The 21708-nt window shown below is 63.2% G+C and carries 23 protein-coding genes and 1 tRNA gene; 9 read left to right on the plus strand and 15 right to left on the minus strand.

Going from position 1 to position 21708, the window contains the following annotated elements; genetic code table 11:
* Position 1: 1 nt before the first annotated feature.
* Both BGO16_RS07330 and BGO16_RS07335 read right to left on the minus strand, forming a co-directional pair.
* Entirely contained in the window at positions 2-670 is a 669-nt protein-coding gene (locus tag BGO16_RS07330; RefSeq protein ID WP_292617960.1) for a DsbA family protein, read from the minus strand.
* 5 nt (positions 671-675) lie between these two features.
* Complete coding sequence (locus BGO16_RS07335; protein ID WP_292617961.1) at positions 676-1149, minus strand: hypothetical protein; 474 nt, start codon at positions 1147-1149, stop codon at positions 676-678.
* Positions 1150-1391: 242 nt separating this feature from the next.
* Between BGO16_RS07335 and BGO16_RS07340 the strand changes: the two genes are divergently transcribed.
* Positions 1392-1646 (plus strand): PsiF family protein, encoded by a 255-nt coding sequence (locus BGO16_RS07340; RefSeq protein WP_292617962.1) that lies wholly within the window; start codon positions 1392-1394, stop codon positions 1644-1646.
* A gap of 96 nt (positions 1647-1742) precedes the next feature.
* Here the strand turns inward: BGO16_RS07340 and BGO16_RS07345 are convergent, their stop codons facing one another.
* Positions 1743-2285, minus strand: coding sequence for a disulfide bond formation protein B (locus tag BGO16_RS07345; protein ID WP_292617963.1), 543 nt, complete (start codon positions 2283-2285; stop codon positions 1743-1745).
* A 297-nt stretch (positions 2286-2582) separates the two neighbouring features.
* Between BGO16_RS07345 and BGO16_RS07350 the strand changes: the two genes are divergently transcribed.
* Positions 2583-2667: transfer RNA gene (locus BGO16_RS07350), tRNA-Leu, on the plus strand.
* Positions 2668-2703: 36 nt separating this feature from the next.
* Here BGO16_RS07350 and BGO16_RS07355 read toward each other — a convergent pair.
* The 5 genes from BGO16_RS07355 to BGO16_RS07375 form a co-directional block, all read right to left on the minus strand.
* Positions 2704-3369 carry a hypothetical protein gene (locus tag BGO16_RS07355; RefSeq protein WP_292617964.1) on the minus strand — a complete coding sequence of 222 codons (666 nt, stop codon included), beginning with the start codon at positions 3367-3369 and terminating at the stop codon, positions 2704-2706.
* Positions 3370-3666: 297 nt separating this feature from the next.
* On the minus strand, positions 3667-3909 hold the full coding sequence (locus BGO16_RS07360) for a hypothetical protein (protein WP_292617965.1): 243 nt from the start codon (positions 3907-3909) through the stop codon (positions 3667-3669).
* Positions 3910-4061: 152 nt separating this feature from the next.
* Positions 4062-4247 carry a hypothetical protein gene (locus BGO16_RS07365; RefSeq protein WP_292617966.1) on the minus strand — a complete coding sequence of 62 codons (186 nt, stop codon included), beginning with the start codon at positions 4245-4247 and terminating at the stop codon, positions 4062-4064.
* Positions 4248-4347: 100 nt separating this feature from the next.
* Positions 4348-4929: a YqaA family protein gene (locus tag BGO16_RS07370; RefSeq protein WP_292617967.1), complete on the minus strand. Its 582-nt coding sequence runs from the start codon at positions 4927-4929 to the stop codon at positions 4348-4350.
* 369 nt (positions 4930-5298) lie between these two features.
* Complete coding sequence (locus BGO16_RS07375) at positions 5299-5568, minus strand: hypothetical protein (RefSeq protein WP_319797943.1); 270 nt, start codon at positions 5566-5568, stop codon at positions 5299-5301.
* Between the two features lie 359 nt (positions 5569-5927).
* Between BGO16_RS07375 and BGO16_RS07380 the strand changes: the two genes are divergently transcribed.
* The 6 genes from BGO16_RS07380 (at position 5928) to BGO16_RS07405 (ending at position 13816) form a co-directional block, all read left to right on the plus strand.
* Entirely contained in the window at positions 5928-6989 is a 1062-nt protein-coding gene (locus BGO16_RS07380; RefSeq protein ID WP_292617968.1) for an ABC transporter substrate-binding protein, read from the plus strand.
* A 229-nt stretch (positions 6990-7218) separates the two neighbouring features.
* The gene (locus BGO16_RS07385; protein WP_292617969.1) at positions 7219-9018 is read left to right on the plus strand and encodes a glucan ABC transporter ATP-binding protein/ permease; all 1800 of its coding nucleotides are present in this window, start codon (positions 7219-7221) and stop codon (positions 9016-9018) included.
* A gap of 318 nt (positions 9019-9336) precedes the next feature.
* On the plus strand, positions 9337-10755 hold the full coding sequence (locus BGO16_RS07390; RefSeq protein WP_292617984.1) for a D-alanyl-D-alanine carboxypeptidase family protein: 1419 nt from the start codon (positions 9337-9339) through the stop codon (positions 10753-10755).
* Between the two features lie 95 nt (positions 10756-10850).
* The gene (locus tag BGO16_RS07395; protein WP_292617970.1) at positions 10851-12533 is read left to right on the plus strand and encodes a long-chain fatty acid--CoA ligase; all 1683 of its coding nucleotides are present in this window, start codon (positions 10851-10853) and stop codon (positions 12531-12533) included.
* An 80-nt stretch (positions 12534-12613) separates the two neighbouring features.
* Complete coding sequence (locus BGO16_RS07400) at positions 12614-13183, plus strand: DUF924 family protein (RefSeq protein ID WP_292617971.1); 570 nt, start codon at positions 12614-12616, stop codon at positions 13181-13183.
* Positions 13184-13333: 150 nt separating this feature from the next.
* Positions 13334-13816 carry a peroxiredoxin gene (locus BGO16_RS07405; protein ID WP_292617972.1) on the plus strand — a complete coding sequence of 161 codons (483 nt, stop codon included), beginning with the start codon at positions 13334-13336 and terminating at the stop codon, positions 13814-13816.
* A 150-nt stretch (positions 13817-13966) separates the two neighbouring features.
* Here BGO16_RS07405 and rnhA read toward each other — a convergent pair whose 3' ends face one another.
* The 3 genes from rnhA to ispH form a co-directional block, all read right to left on the minus strand.
* The gene (gene rnhA / locus BGO16_RS07410; RefSeq protein ID WP_292617973.1) at positions 13967-14422 is read right to left on the minus strand and encodes a ribonuclease HI; all 456 of its coding nucleotides are present in this window, start codon (positions 14420-14422) and stop codon (positions 13967-13969) included.
* Positions 14419-15399, minus strand: coding sequence for a homoserine kinase (locus BGO16_RS07415; protein WP_292617974.1), 981 nt, complete (start codon positions 15397-15399; stop codon positions 14419-14421). Before BGO16_RS07415 ends, rnhA begins: the two co-directional genes overlap by 4 nt.
* Positions 15400-15552: 153 nt before the next feature.
* Positions 15553-16515: a 4-hydroxy-3-methylbut-2-enyl diphosphate reductase gene (gene ispH / locus BGO16_RS07420; RefSeq protein WP_292617975.1), complete on the minus strand. Its 963-nt coding sequence runs from the start codon at positions 16513-16515 to the stop codon at positions 15553-15555.
* Between the two features lie 236 nt (positions 16516-16751).
* Here ispH and BGO16_RS07425 point away from each other — a divergent pair, with 236 nt between their 5' ends.
* Positions 16752-17450 carry a cell cycle transcriptional regulator TrcR gene (locus BGO16_RS07425; protein ID WP_292617976.1) on the plus strand — a complete coding sequence of 233 codons (699 nt, stop codon included), beginning with the start codon at positions 16752-16754 and terminating at the stop codon, positions 17448-17450.
* A 373-nt stretch (positions 17451-17823) separates the two neighbouring features.
* On the opposite strand, the gene BGO16_RS07430 is transcribed toward BGO16_RS07425, so the two are convergent.
* The 4 genes from BGO16_RS07430 to BGO16_RS07445 form a co-directional block, all read right to left on the minus strand.
* A complete protein-coding gene (locus BGO16_RS07430; protein ID WP_292617977.1) occupies positions 17824-18066 on the minus strand; it encodes a hypothetical protein in 243 nt (80 codons plus the stop codon).
* A gap of 96 nt (positions 18067-18162) precedes the next feature.
* Positions 18163-20088, minus strand: coding sequence for a propionyl-CoA synthetase (locus tag BGO16_RS07435; RefSeq protein ID WP_292617978.1), 1926 nt, complete (start codon positions 20086-20088; stop codon positions 18163-18165).
* A 170-nt stretch (positions 20089-20258) separates the two neighbouring features.
* A complete protein-coding gene (gene cbbX, locus BGO16_RS07440; RefSeq protein WP_292617979.1) occupies positions 20259-21170 on the minus strand; it encodes a CbbX protein in 912 nt (303 codons plus the stop codon).
* 161 nt (positions 21171-21331) lie between these two features.
* On the minus strand, positions 21332-21708 hold a 377-nt coding region (locus BGO16_RS07445), incomplete at its 5' end, for a ribulose bisphosphate carboxylase small subunit (RefSeq protein WP_292617980.1).

The following is a 21708-nucleotide window of genomic DNA, read 5'->3' on the forward strand; positions in this document are numbered from 1 at the left end:
GTCACTTCCTGTCGCGGGCCGCCTTGCGCGCGTCCGCGATGGCCTGGTCGAACTGGACCATGGTCAGCGGGCCGGGAACACGGAATTTTCCGATAATGAACGCCGGCGTTCCTTTGAATCCGAAAGCGGTCGCCTGAGCGTTGTTGCGCTTCAGAATGGCATCGATCGCGCCGGCGTTGGCGGCCATATCCTTGAGGGCGCGGTCGACGTCGATCCTTGCACCACTCAGCAACTCGCGAATGCGCGGCTCCGTCAACCGTGAACTGGTGCTCATCAGCGCCTCGTGCGCGGCGGCGAACTTGCCCTGGTACTTCGACGCCAGCGCCAGACGCGACGCATAGACCGAGACGGGCCCGAGAATCGGCCAGTCCTTGAAGATCATCCGGACCTTGCCGTCGTCGTAAACCACCTGCGCAAGCTCCGGCGCGAGCCTGCGGCAGTACGGACAATTGTAATCGAAAAACTCGACGATGGTGACGTCGCCGTGCGCATTGCCCGCCGGCGGAATCTCCGGATCGCGCAATACGGCGGTCTCGGTCAGAACTTCGTCGGAGGTGACGGCGCGCGCGGGGGCGAGCCCCAGACCCGCCATCGCCGCGCCAAAGCCGAAAGCGCCGAGCATCCGGCGCCTGGTTGTCGGGGTGCCGATCCCGCCTCGCGATTCGAGCATTCGGATCAGACGCCCTTCAGCCGCTTGGTGCATTCGCTGTAGTAGCCGCCGCCCTTCATGATCCACTTCAATCCGCCATTGGCATTGTTGGTCTTGTTGGTTCTGTATTGATCGAGGCAGGTATGCTCCCGCGCCTTGCCCGCGGACTCGTTGGCATATTTCGGCGACACCGCCGACGGGAAGACTGCGTTGCCGGCCGGCGCGGCAGGCGCCGCCGCGGTCTTCGGGGCAGGCGCCGACGCGGCCGCAGGTGCCGCCGGAGCCGCAGCAGGCGTTGTGGCAGTGGCGGCGGTGGCTCCCGCTCCGCACTCCGCTTTGCGGAAGTCTTTCCACTTCTGGCCATTGAGCGTGCCGGCGGATTTCGCGGCCTGATATTTCGCGCTGCATTCCTGCACGGTCAACGCACTGGCGGGCAACGCCGAAAGCGCAAGCAGGCCGGACGCCGTCAGCGCGCCGAGCAACTTCAAATGACTTGTCATGTCTGTCCTCCCGGGACATCGAGGTGGGACCGATATCCTAGCGCATGATCCGCTAAAGTGTGAGTGGTTTGGCGAAAAGATCATACGCATTCCCAATATTCGGACGCGACCGGCAGTCGTTTCAACGGCGCGCCTGAATCCGCGAAAAAAATGGCTGCGTGTTTCAGTAAACCCGTAGCCATTCATTCACCGTTCAGTCGGGCTCCGCGACGGTGATGGTCTCATCAACCCGAGGACTTCCCATGACCCTGTCTTCCCGTATCATCGCGATCGCCGCCGCATCGCTGCTGCTTGGCGGAACGGCTTTCGCACAAATGGCTGCGCCCACGACGCCCGCACCGGCATCAAAGATGGCACCCTCCGCCAAGAAGGCCGAGAAGCCGCGCACCGCGGCTTCTCTCGAATGCTCGAAGGAAGCCGACGCCAAAGGCCTGCACGGCAAGGAGCGCAAGAAATTCCGTTCCGAATGCAAGGCCAAGGCTGCCAAGCCAAACTGATCCGGCGCGTCCGACGGTGTCGGCCGGTCACCGACCTCCGACACTGTCGGGCTTGCCGTTACGCAGGCGGCGCGCGCCGTTGAGCCGTTTCAGGGACTACCTCACCTTACCTGCCAGCGCTGCGACGCCCCATCCAGCGAGCGCCGCCATCAACAGCGATATCAGCGCGTTGTATCCGGCAAGCGACAGGCCGAGAAAGCGCCACTGCACCTCATCGCAACGCACGACCCTGACATTATCGAGGTTATCGAGCAGGCCGGCCTTGCCGAGATCGAGCACCGGCCCGGTGCAATCGGTCGGTCCCGGCCAGTAGCCCCATTCGACGCCGGCGTGATAGGCGCCGAGCCCGGCATTGCCGAGCGCCACCAGCGCGAGAACGACGAGACCGGGCATGATCAGGCAGCGCGGCGCGCCCTTCGCTGCGATAAACGCCACGAACAGACTGAGGGGAATCGCAAGATAGTAGGCATAACGCTGCTCGAGGCAGAGCGGACACGGCAAAATCTTCAGCACCAGTTGGAAATACCACGCGCCTGCGATCGTCGCCGTGGCGATGAAGGCCACCGCCAGTGATACCGCGAAGGCGGTTTTTTTCCCGCGGGCCGCAGGGGTGGTTGTCGCGGCGGCGTCGGGGGTCATGGCGGGGCTCCGGCTGGCTGCTTCGCTTGCGCTCATCACGATGATCGATCCAAAATCATGAAGGTGATCGATTCCAATATTCTCAAGCGGGATGCGGGAGGAGAACCGCACCACACTTTGCTCATCCCACTCAAGACGTCGTAACCTCGCGCCTCGGCTCTGTCGAGCGGACGGTCGTCATGCCGCGTGGTTTCGGCTATCCACGCCTGAGCGACACGCACGCCGGGTTGACCGGAAGGGAACGCCCGCTATAGTCCGCCCGCTTCGTGGCTCGCCCTTTCGGCACGGCTCGCGAATGCCCCTGTGGCGGAACTGGTAGACGCGCTCGACTCAAAATCGAGTTCCGCAAGGAGTGCTGGTTCGATTCCGGCCAGGGGCACCAGTCCCGAAGTCGCATGACGGATTGTTTTTTCCTGCTTCAGATCAGCGAAGCCACCGCCTCCAGCCCGATGATGCGCGCGAGCGAGCGCGCCTCGCGCTTCTGCTCCTCGCGCAGCCGCGACAGCAGCGGTTGGGCCGCAACCTTGATCTGCTCGATGTCTGCCGGACTGAAAGCAGCCTGCCGTCCTGGCGCTGCACGCCGTTCATGGATTTTCCGGGCAACGTCGCGCAACGCGCTCTCCACAGCCGGCCAGTAGGGCTGTTGCGCTGCCGTCAATTGCAGCCGCTCCTTCAGCGCAGCGATCTGCATGTCGCTGAGCAGCGAATAGTTTTTCTGAACGAGCTGGTTGGCAAGCCGGGGCCGCGGACGCGGCAGCGGCGGCCCGTCGACCGGCGCGGCCGGCAAAATCTCGGCATCGACAGAAACGTCCGTCGTAACCTCCTGCGCCGGCGGTTCGGGTAAGGTCGAATTCTCGCCGGTGTCGCGGGCCGCGGTCTGCACCTGCGTCGCGACCGGAAGCCGGTCGGTCTTTCGCGCGCGATTGGCGACCGGTTCGACCTCGGCCGGTTCGGCTTCGGCAGGCGGCAGTGGCGCTGCGGAAAACCGGACCATCAGAACGTTGCCGCGTCCGAAGACCCCCGCCAACGTCACCCCGGTGACGACGCAGCACGCAAGCGCCAGAACCGTCATCGTCCGCGTCAAAAAAGATCTCCGGGTCAGCCGACGAGCGGCCGCCGATTGTCCTCACAAATCGATACGAATTAAGGCTTGCCGGCGCAAGACGGGCGTTTCACGCCGAGATTTGACGCATTTTCTTCACACGAACCGGATTCCATCCCCGGGTCAAGCCCGCGGACATGCTTCGCTTGAAAGCGCTTTTGCCTGGAAGGCTTATCGCATCAGCAAAGTCAGGTCCGGCTGCACCCGATCATGCCCTAAAACATTGATCGGGCTCATGAATCTTTACCAAAACCGCTTTCGGCTGGGGCGAATCAGGCGTCAGGCCGCCAGAATGTAGGCGTTCTGAATGTCGGCGACGAGTTCTGAAGCTTCCCAGATCGCGTCAGGCGGAATCGCGCTCATGCTGACGGTCCAGTTGGCGCCGCTGCGGGTCTTGGGCGTGCTGACGACATCGAACCGCACCTTTCGGCACAGCGGATGCCTGCCGAAGGCGGCGGCCACGCGAGCCTGCAGTTCGTTGATGGTCGCCGGGATTTTTTCCGGCGCGATGTCGCAAGCCATCGCTTTATGCCCGTTCCGGCTGGTATCTGACGCCGCTCGCGGCAGATACATACCGATCCGGGAATTAAAGGTACCAAGTTATGGTTAATGGACCGTAAACTCGGAAACCCGTTTTTTTTAACGGGCGCGGGGACGCGTCCCGACCAACCCGCTCACTTGATCCGTTTGAGCTCCGCCAGCACCTCGTCGATGGTCGCGAACTCCGTTTCCACGGCCTGGCGAACCAGCGTGTAACGTTTGGGGCCCTCCGGATCATCGGCATGGCGAACAACCAGCCCGAGTTTGAAGGCCAGCGCCCTGGCCTGCCTGAATTTCTCCAGCTCCTCGTTCGTCGTCATCATATCCTCCGTGCTCCCTGAGCTGAAAGGTTCGTTTTTGTTCGTTGGAATTGTGGTCTTTCGTCCGTCTATTCCAGCTCCGGCCTATCCATCAATGTCCCTAGATCAGGCGGAACGCGACCACAAACCCAAGGACGATCACGGCGGCGCCAATCGCCACCCACAGGCCGAGCCGCTTCTCGATCTCGTGCCGGATGACGTCGCCATAACGATTGAGCAGCACCGCGACGATAAAGAAGCGACCGCCCCGGGCGATGATCGAACACAGGATAAACAGCCAGATATCGTATCCGGCGAAGCCCGAAGTGATGGTGACGAGCTTGTAGGGAATCGGCGTCAACCCCTTGCCGATGATGATCCAGGCTCCCCATTGCGCATAGGACGCGCGAAACGCCTCGACCTTGTCGCCCAGTCCGTAGAGATGAATGAGCCACTGGCCCAGCGAGTCATAGAGCAGCGCCCCGATCGCATAGCCGAGCACGCCACCAGCAACCGAGGCGACGGTGCAGAGCGTCGCAAACAGCCAGGCGCGTCGCGGCCGCGCCAGCGACATCGGCAGCAACATGACATCGGGCGGCACGGGAAAAAACGAACTTTCCGCGAAAGCCACGGCTCCCAGGATCCATAGCGCGTAAGGCTTGTCGGCGGCGGCAATGCACCAGTCATAGGTCCGTCTCAGCATGGCGCGATCAACCACTGCGCAGCCGATTTGTCCATGGCTGAGGGGAGGATTTCAGCGGCGCTTGCGTAACCGATGGGCCCCGAGCGCGGCGGCGATCGGTTTCGGCGACGGCCTTGCCGACGGCTTGAGAGCCTGTTTGAAAAGTTTGCTTTCCGGGTCCCGGGCGTGCCGCGGCGCGAAGTGACGCTGCGCAGAACCGGGACCGTTGCGGGACATCCCGCAAAGACCCCGCCTCAGCAACGCACCGTTTCACGCGGCGCGGCGTCCGGGGAACGGCCGGGAGGTGTGGCTCGGTGACTGTCCAAACAGGCTCTTAAAGCGACGCTGGCCGCGACCGCGGCCGGCGTCTGTCGCCCTTCTCACTTGGCCTCAGTAGGGCACGTAGTATCGTGGGCCGCCGTAGTAATAGCCACGCGGCGGGCCATAATATCCATACCCGGGACCATAGTACCGGGGGCGATAATACCCCGGGCCATAGTCATAATAGGCGTCACGGCGCGCCTGGCTGGCGGCGATCGCGCCGACGGTGCCGATGATGCCGGCGAACGCGGCAGCGGCGGCTGCGTCACCACCGCGGCGATAATGATAGTGCCGGCGCGCCGCGCTGAAATCCGTGATTTCCCCGGCAGATCCCTTCACTGAGGCTCCGCTGGAAGCGGGCGCGGAGGATCCGGCGAAAGACGGACCGGCTACTGTCAAGGCCATCGCTGCGACCGTCGCAAAAACGACGCTCCGGCCGATCGAAGATTTGAAGTTCCTGCGCGTCCACATCATCTGACATATCCTCTGCTGATGTTTCGGGCTGATGTTTCCGGCCGGTTTAGGCCGTTCCCGAGATAACCCCCCGGGTCACATCGAGTTCCATAGTCAGAATGCAAGTCTCCCCGGCTGCGGCAAATCGTGGCGGACATCGCGCGTTCAGGTTATCTCTGTTAGACTTTTCGCTCTGAAACTTGCGGGCGTTCGCGCAAATCCCGCAACCTGTTGTCATAATCCCCATGCAAGTCTCTCCGATGCGTCCTTTCTGGTTTATCCTGCTGGTGCTCCTGGGCACGGTCGGCGTCGCGCGCTCCGGCATCGCGGACGACCGCGCCCAAGTGGCCGCGCCCACCCAGATCGAGTTGTCGCTCGATCGCCCGATAGACGCCGCCGTCGCCCCCATCGTGCTGGCAGCGACCCGAGGATTGTTCCGCGCCGAGGGCCTGAATGTCACGACGACCGCCGCCACCGACACGGCCGACGCCATTGCGCGCGTCGCGGTCGGCACGAGTCAACTGGCGCTGGCCGACATCAATGCACTGATCCGCTTTCGTGACGAGCCGGGCGCGCCGCCGGTCAAGGCGGTGTTCGTGCTGTTCGACAAGGCGGCCTATGCCTTTATTGCGCGCAAGAGCCGGGGCATCAACGCGCTTGCCGACATCGAGGGCAAGACGATCGGCGTCACCGACGGCGACCTGTCGATAAGGCTGTGGCCCGCGCTTGCCCGGCGAAACAAATTGCCGCTCAAAACAGTGAAACTGGCACAGGTCGGTCCCGCCGTTCGTGAACCGATGCTCTCGGCGGGCCAGCTCGACGCCATATCAGGCCTGTCATATCTGTCGGGGGTGGACCTGCGCAATCGTGGCATCCCGGCCGACGATCTCACCGTCCTGCGATTTGCCGACTACGGCTGCGTCGCCTACGGAAAGGTCCTGATCGTCAACCCGGATTTCGCCGCCGAGAAGCCGAATGCGGTCAAGGCGTTCGTGCGCGCGGTGATTGCCGGTTTGCGGCTGACCATCAAGGCGCCGGAGCAGGCGGTCGACGATGTCGTGGCCCAGATGGATAACGGATCGCGCGCTGTCGAGCTGGAGCGCCTGCGCGCGGTGCTGAACGACAACGTTCTGACCAGCGGGGTCAAGCACAACGGCATCGGGGCCATCGACCCGGTCCGATTCGAAACCGCGCTCGACCAGATCGCCGAAGATTTCAAATTCCGCCATCGTCCGACCGCCGCTGATATTTTTGATGACAGCTTTCTGCCGCCGGCCGGCGACCGCAAGATCACGCAGGCCGAATAACATCGGCAGAAGCCGCTGTATCTCCCGGCCGGTCCCTGATTATAGCGTTTTCAAGCGAAGTGGACACCGGTTCGCGTGAAGAAAACGCGTCAGATCAAAATCATAGAGCCCCGCTTCTGATTCCATCAGAAGCGGAAAGGCTCTAGAATGCCATGGTCTCTCCCCTCCGGCGCATTCCTCATTCGCGTTGCCGGGCTGCCGCCGTTGCAATCCGCCAGAGCATTGTCCGATGTCGATGGTCCGCCTCTATACGCGCGTTCTTGAATTGCTCGGCAAGGAAGCGCGGCTTGGCTGGATCCTTGCCGCGGCCAATCTCCTTCTGGCCGGCGCGCAGTTCGCCGAGCCGGTGTTGTTCGGCCGTATAGTCGACGTCCTTTCCGGCAATCCCGCCGCCGGTCCTTTCGGAACGACTTCGACGTCGCCGTGGCCGCTGCTGGCGGTTTGGGTGGCGTTCGGCCTGTTCACCATCCTGTGCGGCGTGGTCGTGGCCTTGCAGGCCGACCGTCTTTCGCATCGCCAGCGGCAGGCCGTGCTGACGGACTATTTCGAGCACATCCTGCAGTTACCGCTGACCTATCATGCCGGCACTCATTCCGGCCGGCTGATGAAGGTGATGCTGCAGGGCACCGACGCGCTGTGGCGGCTGTGGCTCGGATTCTTCCGCGAACATTTCGCGGCGATCATGTCGCTCGTGGTGCTGCTGCCGCTGTCGCTCTATATCAACTGGCGGATGGCGATCGTCTTGTTTGCGCTCTGCATCGTGTTCACGATGCTGACGACGCTGGTGGTTCGCAGAACCTTCGACATGCAGAACGAGGTGGAGGCGCATTTCAGCGATCTCTCTGCGCGCGCTTCCGACGCGCTTGGCAATGTCGCGCTGGTGCAGAGCTTCGTGCGCGTCGATGCCGAGGTGCAGGGCCTGCGCTTCGTCGCCGACAAATTGCTGGCGGCGCAGATGCCTGTGCTGTCGTGGTGGGCCGTCGTCACCGTGATGACGCGCGCCTCGACCACCATCACCATTCTGGCGATCTTCGCCGTCGGCATCGCGCTGAACCAGCAGGGGATGACGTCGGTCGGCGAAATCGTGATGTTCGTCTCCTTCGCCACCATGCTGATCCAGCGACTCGAGCAGGTCGTCGCCTTCATCAACAGCGTTTTCATGGAAGCGCCGCGGCTCAAGGAGTTCTTCGACGTGCTCGACGCCGTTCCGGCGGTGCGCGACCGGCCCGACGCCGTCGACCCCGGACGGTTGCAGGGCCTCGTCGAATTCGACGACGTGTCGTTTTCCTACGACGGCAGGCGACCCGCGGTGGAAAACCTGTCCTTCCGCGCATTGCCCGGCCAGACCATCGCGCTGGTCGGCCCGACCGGCGCAGGCAAGTCCACCGCTGTCGCCCTGTTGCACAGGGCGTTCGATCCGCAATCCGGCGCCATCAAGGTCGACGGCATGGACATTCGCGGCCTCGCGCTGGCCGCGTTGCGCCGAAACATCGGCGTGGTGTTTCAGGAGCCGCTATTGTTCGACCGCTCGATCGCGGAGAACCTGCGCGTCGGCAAGCCCGATGCCACCGAGGAAGAAATGCGGCTCGCGGCCGAACGCGCCCAGGCGCTGGACTTCATCGAACGCGGCGAGAAGAAATTCGACACCCATGCGGGAGAGCGCGGACGCATGCTGTCCGGCGGCGAGCGGCAACGGCTGTCGATCGCCCGCGCGCTGCTCAAGGATCCGCCGATCCTGATCCTGGACGAGGCGACCTCGGCGCTGGACGCCGTGACCGAGGCCAAAGTCAATGCCGCGCTCGACGAGGTGATGAAAGGCCGCACGACCTTCGTCATCGCGCACCGGCTGTCCACCATCCGCAACGCCACCCGCATTCTGGTTTTCGAGAACGGACGCGTGATCGAAAACGGAACCTTTGACGAACTCGTGGCCAGCGGCGGCCATTTCGCCCAGCTCGCGAAAGCGCAATTCATGATCCCGGCCGGTTCCCAGAGCGTCGAAATTCGGCCCCTTTCGTCGGGGAATTAAGCAGCGACCTACTGTTCCCGCTTGCCGAGCCGGTATAGGCTGGTGCCGCCGCGACCGACGGCGCCGGACACGCTTGAACCCCAGCGCGCATTCCGCAAAAGTGGATACTGGCTTTGCGATCAGAACACGCGCAGTTACTGCAGTTACTAACGAGAGCATTTTCTTACGGTTAACCGAACGCCACTTAGCCGGAAAATGCTCGAAGCTGGCCTCCTTGCAAAGGCGGGTCTCAGAAGGACCGGAGCGATCGTGCATTCTTTCATTCTCCTGCTTCGCAAATCCATCGCCCTCGCCCGCGCATCGTTGCCGGCCTTGATGATGCTCGCGGCGGCCGGATTGATCGTTGCGGTCGCGCCGGTGCGCGCGGCGCACGCCGCCGAAGCGCATCTGCTGATCGAAGCCGACACCGGGAAAGTCCTGGAAGCCGAGAACGCCACCTATCCATGGTACCCGGCGTCGCTCACGAAATTGATGACCGCATACGTCACGCTGATGGCTGTCAAGCAGGGGCGCATCACGCTCGACACGTTGTTCACGGTGTCACCGACCGCAGCCGCCCAATCGCCTTCGAAGATGGGTTTCCGACCGGGCACGCAGGTCACCGTCGACAACGCGCTGAAGATGATGATGGTCAAATCGGCGAACGACATGGCCGTGGTGCTCGCGGAGGGCGTTGGCGGTTCAATCGACGGCTTTTCCGCCGAAATGAACGCCGCCGCGCAGCGGCTCGGCATGACACAGACCAGCTACGTCAATCCGAACGGGCTGCCGGCCGACGGCCAGATCACCTCGGCGCGCGATCTCGCCATTCTCGCACGCGCGATCATTCGCGATCTTCCCGAGTACGAATATTTCATGCACATCCCCTCGATCCGCTACGGCCGCAGGGTGACACATAATTTCAACAAGCTGATCGGACGCTTTCCCGGCGCCGACGGCTTCAAAACCGGCTTCATCTGCGCGTCCGGCTATAATCTCGTCGGCTCGGCCACGCAGAACGGCAAACGCCTGATCGCGGTGGTGCTCGGCGCGTCGTCCGGCACCATGCGCGCGGTGCGCGTCGCGCAGATGCTGGAGCGCGGTTTCGCCAACAACACGCTGTCATGGCTACGCCCTGCGCTCGGCACGGTTGACAATCTGGCGCCGATCGCGGCTACGCCACCCAATCTGCGCGACGAGATGTGCGGCCCCAAACGCAAGCACCCCGCCAGCGACGAGGACGACGATGTTGCGGCCAACACGACGACGACCGGCGCCTCCGTAATGTCGTTCTTCGCGACCGGCGTTCAACCGCCGGCGTTGCGTCCGGTGGACATGATCGCTGCCGCGCCCGCCCCGTCGGATCCGGTCATCGTCTATACCGGACCGACACGAACCGGCGCGGCCATCGCCGCCGCAGCCGAAGCCGATGCGGCGCGTGACGCTCCGCCAAAAGCCGGGAAGCGCAGCAAGGTCGCCCACGGCAAGCCCAACGGCGCACCTGCGGCCAAATCCGAAGCCGGCACCGATGCGAAACCCAAACACCGCGTCTCGGTGACGATCAAACCCGGCGCCACCGTGAAGCCATCCGCAGCGCAGGGGGACGGCACCAAGGCTGCGAACGCCAAAGCTGCGAACGCCAGGCCTGCTTCCTTCAAGGATGCCCACGCCAAAGGCGTCCGCGCCAAGCAGGCTGCCGCCAGTGCAGCCGCCAAGCCGAAGCAGACGGAAAACGCCAAGGGCGAAGCCAGGCAATAGACGTCGGCACAGTCGCTTGCCTTGGACAACCGCCTTGCTCAATACTCCCTGAACAGCACCTTCCTCGCTTCAATGCGGGAAACCCGGGGAGTCGCATGGATCGCATCTGGCTCAGCCAATATCCCGCAGGCGTGCCTGCCGACATCGACGCGTCGCAATACGCCTCGCTGATCGCGCTGCTTGAGGAGAGCTTCGCCAAATTTCACGATCGCAAGGCGTTCATTTGCATGGACAAGGCGATCACCTATCGTGAACTCGACGAGGCGTCACTGGCGCTCGGCGCCTGGTTGCAAGGCAGGGGACTGAAAAAGGGCGCGCGCGTCGCGCTGATGATGCCGAACGTGCTGCAATATCCGGTCTCGACAGTGGCCGTGCTGCGCGCGGGCTATGCCGTGGTGAACGTCAACCCGCTCTACACGCCGCACGAGCTCGAGCATCAGCTCAAGGATTCCGGCGCGGAAGCCATCATCGTGCTGGAGAATTTCGCACCGACGGTGCAGCAGGCGATCGGCAAAACCGACATCAGGCATGTCATCGTCGGCAGCCTGGGCGACATGCTCGGCTTCAAGGGCGTGATCGTCAATTTCGTGGTCCGCCACATCAAGAAGATAGTGCCGCCGTCATCGATCCCGGGCGCGGTCAGGTTCAACGATGCCCTCGCCGCAGGACGCGGCATGACGCTGGCCAAACCGAACCTCGTGCCCGACGACGTCGCCTTCCTGCAGTATACCGGCGGCACCACCGGCGTCTCGAAAGGCGCGACGCTGCTTCATCGCAATATTCTCGCCAACATGCTGCAGAACGACGCCTGGCTGCAGCCGGCGCTGAAGAAGCCGCCGGTGGTCGATCAGCTTTTCATCGTCTGCGCGCTGCCGCTCTATCACGTCTTCGCGCTGACGGCGTGCTTCATGCTGGCGATGCGCGCCGGCGGCGTCAATCTGCTGATCCCGAACCCGCGCGACATACCCGGCCTCATCAAGGAACTGATGAAGTATCAGATCAACTGCTTCCCGGCGGTGAACACACTCTACAACGCCCTTCTCAACGCGCCCGGCTTCGACAAAGTCGATTTCTCGAAACTCAAGGTCTCGATCGGCGGCGGCATGGCAGTCCAGAAGACAGTCGCGGAGAGGTGGCTGAAAGTAACGGGGTGCCCGTTGCTGGAAGGCTACGGGCTTTCGGAAACCTCGCCGACGCTGACATGCAATCCGGCCGACCGCGACAAGTTCACCGGCTCGATCGGCCTGCCCATGCCCTCGACATACATCTCCATCCGCGACGACGAGGGCCGCGAGGTCCCGCTCGGCGAGGCCGGCGAAATCTGTGCCAGGGGTCCGCAGGTGATGCCAGGGTACTGGAATAGACCGGACGAGTCCGCGAAGGTGATGACGGCAGACGGCTTCTTCCGCACCGGCGACATCGGCGTGATGTCACCGGAGGGCTACACGAAAATCGTCGACCGCAAGAAGGACATGATCCTGGTTTCCGGCTTCAACGTCTATCCGAACGAGGTCGAGGAGGTGATCGCGAGCCATCCGGGCGTGCTGGAATGCGCAGTGGTCGGCGTCAAGGACAGGAAGTCGGGCGAAGCAGTGAAGGCTTTCGTGGTCAGGAAGGATCCGAACCTCACGCCCGAGGACGTTATCAAGTTCGCGCGCACGGAACTGACGAGCTACAAGGTGCCAAGGCTGATCGAATTCCGCGACTCGCTGCCAAAAACCAATGTCGGCAAGATTCTCCGCCGCCAACTGCGCGAGGAGAGCAAGACAGCAGCATAGCGGATGCTGCCCGGCTGATTGATCCCGATCCAGTATTGAAGCGCCGTCCGCCTGCCGCGGGGCGACCCGGAGGCATTCGTATGATAAACGTCGATAATCCGCCCGCGTCCCTCCCCCTGCCCGCCGATGTCCTCGCCTTCTGGCGCATGGCCGGCATGGCCAACTGGTACACCAAGGACGAGGCGTTCGACGCCGAGGTGCGCCGCCGCTTTCTGGGGCTTTGGGAGGCGGCGCGCGCCGGCGAACTCGCCGCGTGGGAGACGACCGACGACGGCGCGCTGGCGCTCGTCATCGTGCTCGATCAGTTTCCGCGCAACATGTTCCGCGGCGACGCCCGGACCTTTTCGACCGACGATCAGGCGCTGGCCGTCGCCGCGCGCGCCATCGCTCGCGGAGCCGACACCCGCATCGCGCCGGACCTCGTCGAATTCCTTTATATGCCATTCATGCATTCCGAACGGCTTGCCGACCAGGACCGCTGCGTCGCGCTGTTTCGCAGCCGCGGCCGGCCGGAAAATCTCAAATTCGCGGAAGTGCATGCCGACATCATCCGCCGGTTCGGCCGCTTCCCTCATCGCAATGCCTTGCTCGGACGCATGACGAGCGCGGAGGAACAGGCTTTTCTCGACGCGGGCGGCTTCGCCGGATAGCTGCTTTGTCTTGTCGCGCGTTCTGCTTCGCCCGAAAACGCGTTAATGACGGTACGTTGAATGGCTGCCCATTGCCGTTTCGCATCCGCGTCATATTGTGCCGATGCCCGCCCCGTCCACACCCGAGCTGAATTTCAAGGAGATACGACGATGACCAAAGTTGGCGACCGCCTGCCCGACGCGACGTTCCGCATCATGACCGAGGACGGGGTTCAGACCAAAACCACCGCCGATATCTTCAAGGGCAAAAAGGTGGCGTTGTTCGCGGTGCCCGGCGCCTATACCGGCACCTGCCACAAGCAGCATCTTCCGAGCATTTTCGCAAGCGCCCTCGCCATCAAGGACAAGGGCGTGGATCAGATCGCCATCGTCTCCGTCAACGACGTCTTCGTCCTCAACGCGTGGAAGCGCGACACCGACCAGCGCAACGAGGCGGTGTTCCTCGCCGACGGCAACGCCGAGTTCGCCAAGGCGCTCGACATGACGTTCGATGGTTCGGAGAAGGGTCTCGGCATCCGCTCGAAGCGCTATTCCATGCTGGTCGAGGACGGCGTGGTGAAGAAGCTGAATGTCGAGGACTCGCCCGGCAAGGTCGAGGTTTCCGGCGGCGATACGCTGCTGGGGCAGTTGTAAGGCCATCGGCGCGAAGGGGGACGATCCAGTACCTGCCAGCGCTCGATAGGGCCGGCATATCGGTGATTACTGGATGCCCCGCCTGCGCGGGGCATGACCGTGCAGAGGGGGTGCCTCAAATCTTCCCACTCCCCTTTCGGGAGAGGGAAGTCACTTCAGCCGCGCCATCGCCACGCCTTCGCGCGCGAGCTGATCGGCGCGCTCGTTTTCCGCGTGGCCATCGTGACCCTTGATCCAGTGCCAGCGCACCTCATGAGGCTTCAGCGCATCATCGAGCCGCTGCCACAGGTCGGCGTTCTTGACCGGTTTTTTATCGGCGGTGCGCCAGCCGTTGCGCTTCCAGTTGTGAATCCAGCTGGTGATGCCCTGGCGCACGTACTGGCTGTCGGTGGTGAGATCGACCAGCGCCGGCCGCTTCAGCGCCTCCAGCGCCGAGATCGCCGCCAGCAACTCCATGCGGTTATTGGTGGTGTGCGGCTCGCCGCCCTTCAACTCCTTCTCGATATCGCCGAACCGCAGGATCGCGCCCCAGCCGCCCGGCCCCGGATTGCCGGAGCAGGCGCCGTCGGTGAAAATTATGACATGAGGAAGCGAGGACGAATTCACGCCACCGTCCCCGGCGTCACGACGCCGTAATCGCGAATGCTGCTGATACTTTGCTGGAAGCGCAGCTTGCGGACGTATTCGAGCGGGTTCTTCGGCTTCACCAGCGCGCCCGCAGGCACGTTGAGCGCATCGACCAGCCGCGTCAGCAGAAACCGCAGCGCGGCGCCCCGCGCCAAAAGGGGCAACGCCGCCTGTTCGGCCTCCGACAGCGCGCGTTCACGATTGTAGGCGCCGAGCAGCGCCCGCGCCTTGGTGGCGTTGAAGGAATGATCCGGCTCGAAACACCAGGCGTTAAGGCAGATCGCGACGTCGTAAGCAAGAAAGTCATTGCACGCGAAATAGAAATCGATCAGCCCCGACAGCCTGTCGCCGAGAAATAAAACGTTGTCCGGAAACAGATCGGCGTGAATCACGCCCGATGGCAGATGTTTCGGCCAGTGCTGTTCGAGATGATCGAGTTCGGCCTTGAGAAAATCGTGCAGGCCATGCTGCACGGTATCGACGCGCGGCGCGGCCTGGTCGAACAGCGGCCGCCAGCCCCGCACCGACAGCGCATTGGCGCGTGTCATCGGGAAATCGCGGCCGGCAAGGTGCAGCTTCGCCAGCGCCTCGCCGGTAGCCGCGCAGTGGGTGACGGTCGGCTTGCGCGGCCACACGCCCTCGAGGAAATCGATGATGGCGGCAGGCCGCCCCGCAAGGCGGCCGAGCGTTTCGCCGCCGCGCGTCTTGACCGGCTGCGGGCATACGATGCCGTGCGTGGCGAGATGACCCATGAGGCCGAGAAAAAACGGCAGGTCGCCGACCGCCACGCGCTTTTCATACAGCGTCAGGAAAAACGACCCGGCGGTGGTGTGCAGCAGATAGTTGGAATTCTCGACGCCTTCGGCGATGCCCTTATAGGACAGCAGTTCCCCGATATCGTAGGCCTTCAGGAAATCCGCAAGCTCGTCGGCGGCGACGTCGGTATAGACCGCCATCTCATGTCCCCATTCCCGGCTTTCGCGGGTCCCGGTAGCGTGTCGCGTGCCCGATGAAGCACGTCCTCGGGCTTGACCGAGGACGGATACCGGTTCGCGTGAAGATCAAGAATCGTGGAGCCCGCTTCTGATTCCGCCAGAAGCGGAAAGGCGCTAGGCCGCGTCAGACCGCAACGAGCGTGGCAGCGGGAAGAACTCGTTCTCTTCCGCCGCCGAAACCGTCTCGACCTCCAACTCGTAGCGCAGCGCGAACGCGCCCATGATTTCCTCGACGATCACCTCCGGCGCCGAGGCGCCCGCGGTAATGCCGAGGCTCCTGATGCCCTCGAATATGCTCCAGTCGAGATCGGCCGCGCGCTGCGCCAGCACCGAAACCCTGCATCCCTCGCGCTCGGCGACCTCGCGCAGCCGCTGCGAGTTCGACGAGTTCGGCGCGCCGACAACGATCAGCGCGTCCACGACCGGCGCGACCTTCTTGACCGCGAGCTGGCGGTTGGTGGTGGCGTAACAGATGTCTTCCTTATGCGGGCCGTTGATACTTGGGAAGCGCCGCTTCAGTACCGCGACGATTTCAGCGGTGTCGTCGATCGAAAGCGTCGTCTGGGTCACGAAGGCAAGATTATCGGAGTTCTTCGGTGTGAAGGCTTCGGCATCCTCGGCCGTCTCGATCAAGGTTACGGCTCCCGCCGGAAGCTGGCCCACGGTGCCGACGACTTCCGGATGATGCGAATGACCGATCAGCAGAATCTCGCGCCCGCGCTTGAAATGGATCGCCGCCTCGCGGTGAACCTTGGTAACCAGCGGGCAGGTGGCGTCCAGCGAGAAGAAATTGCGCTTCTGCGCGTCAGCCGGCACCGATTTAGGCACGCCATGGGCTGAGAATACCACCGGCGCTTTGGTATCGTCGGGGATTTCCGCCAGTTCCTCGACGAAAATCGCCCCCTTCGCGCGGAGGCTGTCGACCACATAGCGGTTATGGACGATCTCGTGGCGCACATAGACCGGCGCGCCGTACAGCGTCAGTGCGCGTTCCACGGTATCGATCGCCCTGACCACTCCCGCGCAGAAGCCGCGGGGCGAGCAGAGCACGATTTTCAGGTTCGGTTTGGCATTCATGGGGTGATCCGGGGGCCGAATCCCCCACCCCGGCGGGGCGGGAACGGCCAATTTAAGGAACGACTTTGGACGGCTTTGGCGCGCTGTCAAGCTGTTCCATCAATCCATGGGCCGCCGACAGCAAACCATTGCGCACCCGACCCCCGCCGGCTTATATAGACCCAATTCCCGTCATCGCTGATGACCAAAAAAGCTCTGCCCCGGAAGGGGTGGGCAGAGCACAAAGGAGATTTGCCATGAGCAATGCACCGCTGATGCCGAAGGCGACTGCCGTGTGGCTCGTCGACAATACCGCCCTGTCGTTCGATCAGGTCGCCGATTTCACCAAAATGCATCCCCTGGAAGTCCGCGCCATCGCCGATGGCGACGCCGCCCAGGGCATCAAGGGCATGGACCCGATCTCGACCGGCCAGCTCACCCGCGACGAGATCGAGAAAGGCGAGAAGAACCCCGATTACCGCCTCAAGCTCAGCGAGAGCAAGGTGGTGCTGCCGCCCGCCGCCAAGAAGAAGGGTCCCCGCTATACCCCGGTGTCGCGCCGTCACGAGCGGCCGAGCGCAATCCTCTGGCTGGTGCGCAACCATCCGGAATTGAAGGACGCGCAGATCATGCGGCTGGTCGGCACCACCAAGACCACGATCGCCGCGGTCCGCGACCGCACCCACTGGAACGCCTCGACGCTGACGCCGATGGACCCGGTGACGCTCGGCCTCTGCTCGCAGATCGAACTCGACTTCGAGGTGCAGCGCGCCGCCAAGGAGAAGCCGACCGAACAGCAATATGGCGGCGCCACCCTGCTGCCGGCGTCAGAGACCACGCGCAAGGACGCCGAATTCGAGCCGACCGAGAAGCAGCGTGACGATCTCAACGTCGACGCCGTGTTCGCCAAGCTGAAGACCATCGGCGGCAAGAAGCAGGAGGACGAGGAGGAGTAAGGTCGCATCCTCTCTCCGCCCCGCAGCGTGCTGTCATCTCCGGCTGCGAGTTCGATGGATCATGCTGCGCCATCACCGTCGTCCCCGGGAAGCGGAGACCCCGTATTTCCGAAGCGTCGGCAATGTAACTGGGTACCCGCCTTTGCAGGCGTGACAGCCAGACTGCATCGCAAGCGAGGCGCCGAACGCCCGACGACGTGTCGGAAGCCATACTGCCGCTCGCCGCTCGTCATGGCCGGGCTTGACCCGCCATCCACATCTTGCTCACGCAAAATAAGTAAGGCGTGGAATCACCGCGACAGGCCCGACGAAAACGCTCTATTGCAGCTTCGTGTCAAATCCGAGTGCAATTGTCAGAGGGCACGCGCGCCGCCTACTGCCCGTTCAGCATCCGCTCGGCGAGATCACGGTGGGTGCGCTCCATCCGGTCAGAGCGGGTGGCGGCGACATCGCGATCCTTGCGGCAGGCGGTATAGGCCGCGGAGCCCTGCGGCCCGCCATGCGTCTGGCAATACGCATCATCATCGGCCTGCGAGACGGCGCTCGGATTGTGCCGCTCAAGATTGGCGCAGCCGCCGAGCCACAGCGCAGCCACGGCGAAAGCCGCAAGGGGCATGAGTGTCTTTGGTTGCATCGTCGTTCCCGGATTGCCGCAGCTTGTTCGGCCTCAATTGCGGGGATTGTAAGTCCGTGAATATGCGACGCGGCCGGCTCACGCCCGGTTTTGCAGCGCTCCCCGAATCTCATCGAGCACCTTGGGATCCTCGATGGTGGCGGGCATCGTCCATTGATCGCCATCCGCGATCTTCTTGATGGTACCGCGCAGGATCTTGCCGGAGCGCGTCTTCGGCAGCCTGTTCACGGTGACCGCGAGCTTGAAAGCCGCCACGGGACCGAGCTTTTCACGGACCAGCGCCACGACCTCCTTTTCGATCTCGGCGGGATCGCGGCTCACGCCGGCCTTCAGCACCAGCAGGCCGCACGGAACCTCGCCCTTGATCGCGTCCCTGACGCCGAGCACCGCGCATTCCGCGACATCGGGATGCGATGCGAGGATCTCCTCCATGCCGCCGGTGGACAGCCGATGGCCTGCGACGTTGATGATGTCGTCGGTGCGGCCCATGACGAAGATATAGCCGTCCTCGTCCTTGTAGCCGGCATCCGAGGTCTTGTAGTAGCCGGGAAATTCACTGAGATAGGCTTCCCGGCAGCGCTCGTCCTGCTCCCACAGCGTCGGCAGGCAGCCCGGCGGCAGCGGCAGCTTGATGACGATGGAGCCCATCGTGTTCGGCGGCAGCGGTTTGGCCGCTTCATCCACGATATCGACCTGATAGCCCGGCATCGCCACCGTCGGCGAGCCGTGCTTCACCGGCAACATGCCGAGGCCCACGGGATTTCCGGCGACGCACCAGCCGGTTTCGGTCTGCCACCAATGATCGACGACGGGCACCTTCAACTGCTGTTCCGCCCATTCCACCGTCGGCGGATCGGCGCGCTCACCGGCCAAAAACAGCGTGCGGAATTTTGACAGATCGTATTCGCGGATGAAGGCGCCGTCCGGATCCTCCTTCTTGATGGCGCGGAAGGCGGTCGGCGCGGTGAAGAGCGCCACCGCCCTGTGCTGCGAGATCACGCGCCAGAATGCCCCGGCATCGGGCGTGCCGATCGGCTTGCCCTCGTACATGACCGTTGTCGCGCCGTGGATCAGCGGCCCGTAGACGATGTAGCTGTGGCCGACCACCCAGCCGATGTCGGAGCCGCACCACCAGACCTCGCCCGGCTCGACGCCGTAGAGGTTGAACATCGACCATTTCAGCGCGACCAGATGGCCGCCATTGTCGCGCACCACGCCTTTCGGCACACCGGTGGTGCCGGAGGTGTAAAGAATATAGAGCGGATCGGCGGCGAGCACCGGGACACAAGGCGCGGACTTCCCGGCCGCCATCGCGGCTGCGCGTAAGCCTGCCCAGTCGTGATCGCGGCCCGCGATCAGTTCGCAGCGCTGCTGCGGCCGTTGCAGGATGATGCAGGCCGGCACCTTATGCGCGGCAAGGTTGATCGCCTCGTCGAGCAGCGGCTTGTATTGCACGATGCGGCCCGGCTCCAGGCCGCAACTCGCCGAAAACACCAGTTTCGGCTTGGCGTCGTCGATTCGGGTCGCAAGCTCCCTGGCGGCAAAGCCGCCGAACACCACCGAATGCACCGCGCCGATCCGCGCGCAGGCCAGCATTGCAACCACGGCCTCCGGCACCATCGGCATATAGAGAACGACACGGTCCCCCTTGGCGACGCCGAAATCCTGCATTATCGCGGCGAGCGTCTCCACCTCCTTGAGCAACTCGGCATAGGTGAAAGTGGTGATGACGCTCGGCCCACCCGGATTGGCCAGCGGGGAATCATGGATCAGCGCCACCTGATCGGCGCGGCCGTTCGCGACATGGCGGTCCAGCGCATTGTAGCAGGTATTGACCACCGCTCCCGCGAACCAGCGGCCATAAAGTCCCATCGACGGGTCGAAGGTCTTCTTTGCCGGCTGGATCCAGTCGATCTCGCGCGCGGCGTCAGCCCAGAACCCCTCGGGATCGCTGAGCGAGCGGGCGTAAATCTCGCGGTAGCGGCTTTTTTCCTGAATGTTCATGGCACCTCTCCCGTTGATTCATTGTCACGGGATGCGATGCCCATTTCAAGGGCGGCGGCCTTGTTCTTACGGATCATGCCTTCTGAGGACAGCCTCCCGCTCCGGTTCCGCACCGGAAACGGTTGGTCGCATCATGCCGCCTCGGCGTATGGCCAAGGCGGCATCGCCACTTACTTCCGCTTCTCTTTCAGACGCTCGACGTTATCGGCTGCCGGCTCCGCAAACACGCGGCTGGCAAGAACGTCGGACGCCACCACCGATTTGACGTCATCGGCGGTCAGGATCGCATCCTCATTCGCGACGAGACGGTTGGCCTGACGCAAGCGAATACGATCCAGCGCATTGCGGATCGAGCGCGCGTTCGAGAACAACGGCTGGGCCTTGCGCAAGGCGATGTAGCGGACAAACGCATCGCGGGCGTCGGAGGTGAACTTATAGTTCATGTTCTGCAGCATGACTTCCGCGATCGCGAGCAGTTCCTCGTCGGAGTAGTCGGGGAAGTCGATATGATGCGCAATGCGCGAGCGGAAGCCGGGATTGCTGGAGAAGAACTTCTCCATACGGTCGGCATAGCCTGCGAGAATCACCACCAGATCCTCGCGCTGCGATTCCATGACCTGAAGCAGGATCTCGATGGCTTCCTGGCCGTAGTCGCGTTCGTTGTCAGGCCGATGGAGGTAATAGGCTTCGTCGATGAACAGCACGCCGCCCATCGCCTTTTTCAAAATCTCCTTGGTCTTCGGCGCCGTGTGACCGATATACTGTCCGACCAGCTCGTCTCGCGTGACCGACACGACATGGCCGCGGCGCACGTACCCCAACCGGTGGAGAATATCGGCCATCCGCAAGGCAACAGTGGTTTTGCCGGTGCCGGGATTTCCGGTAAACGACATGTGCAACGTCGGGGTCTCCGACGTCAGTTCCAGTTTCTTCCGGATTCGCTCGACAAGCAGGAGCGACGCGATCTCCTGGATACGCGTCTTGACGGGCTTGAGGCCGATGAGCTCGCGATCGAGCTGCTTGAGGATGTCGCCGATTCCGACGGCCTCGAGTTCCGCGCGAAGGTTGACTTTTTCTTCCATCGACGGTGGTCCTGCTAACTTCGCCTGGGAGCTTGTGGTTGCTTGGGGAGAAAGGCTCCGTCGTCATGCAAGACGACGGAGCAGTGCATCCGGAGCCGGACAACCGGGAGGACGAATCGTCCGAGCTTTGACCGGATGTAGGTTACGAGCAGCGCTGACTCTTATGAGTAGCGCTGACCCTCGGGATGTTCAGCCACCGCATAGGACGTCGTCGTATACCGGATGTTGCGGTTTTCGGACTCCTGGCGCTCGAGCCGGAAGCCCGGCTCTTCCTTGGGTCGGTTGACGATGAAGGACAGCTTCACCGACTCCCAGCCATGGCTGGAATCGAACGCGGAAATCCGGATGTAGCGGTCGCCATAGACCTTCCGGCACTCCTTCAGTTCCATCAGCACGCCCGCCGCATCCGGCAGGTCGAACATCGGCAGGTTCCACATGTCCCAATAGGTATTGCGGGGATGCGGATCGTCGGTGAACTCGATGTTCACCGCCCAGTTCTGGCTGAGGCAGTACTGGATCTGCCGGGAAATCTGATCGT

The sequence above is a fragment of the Nitrobacter sp. 62-23 genome (assembly GCF_001897285.1).
Lineage (GTDB): Bacteria > Pseudomonadota > Alphaproteobacteria > Rhizobiales > Xanthobacteraceae > Nitrobacter.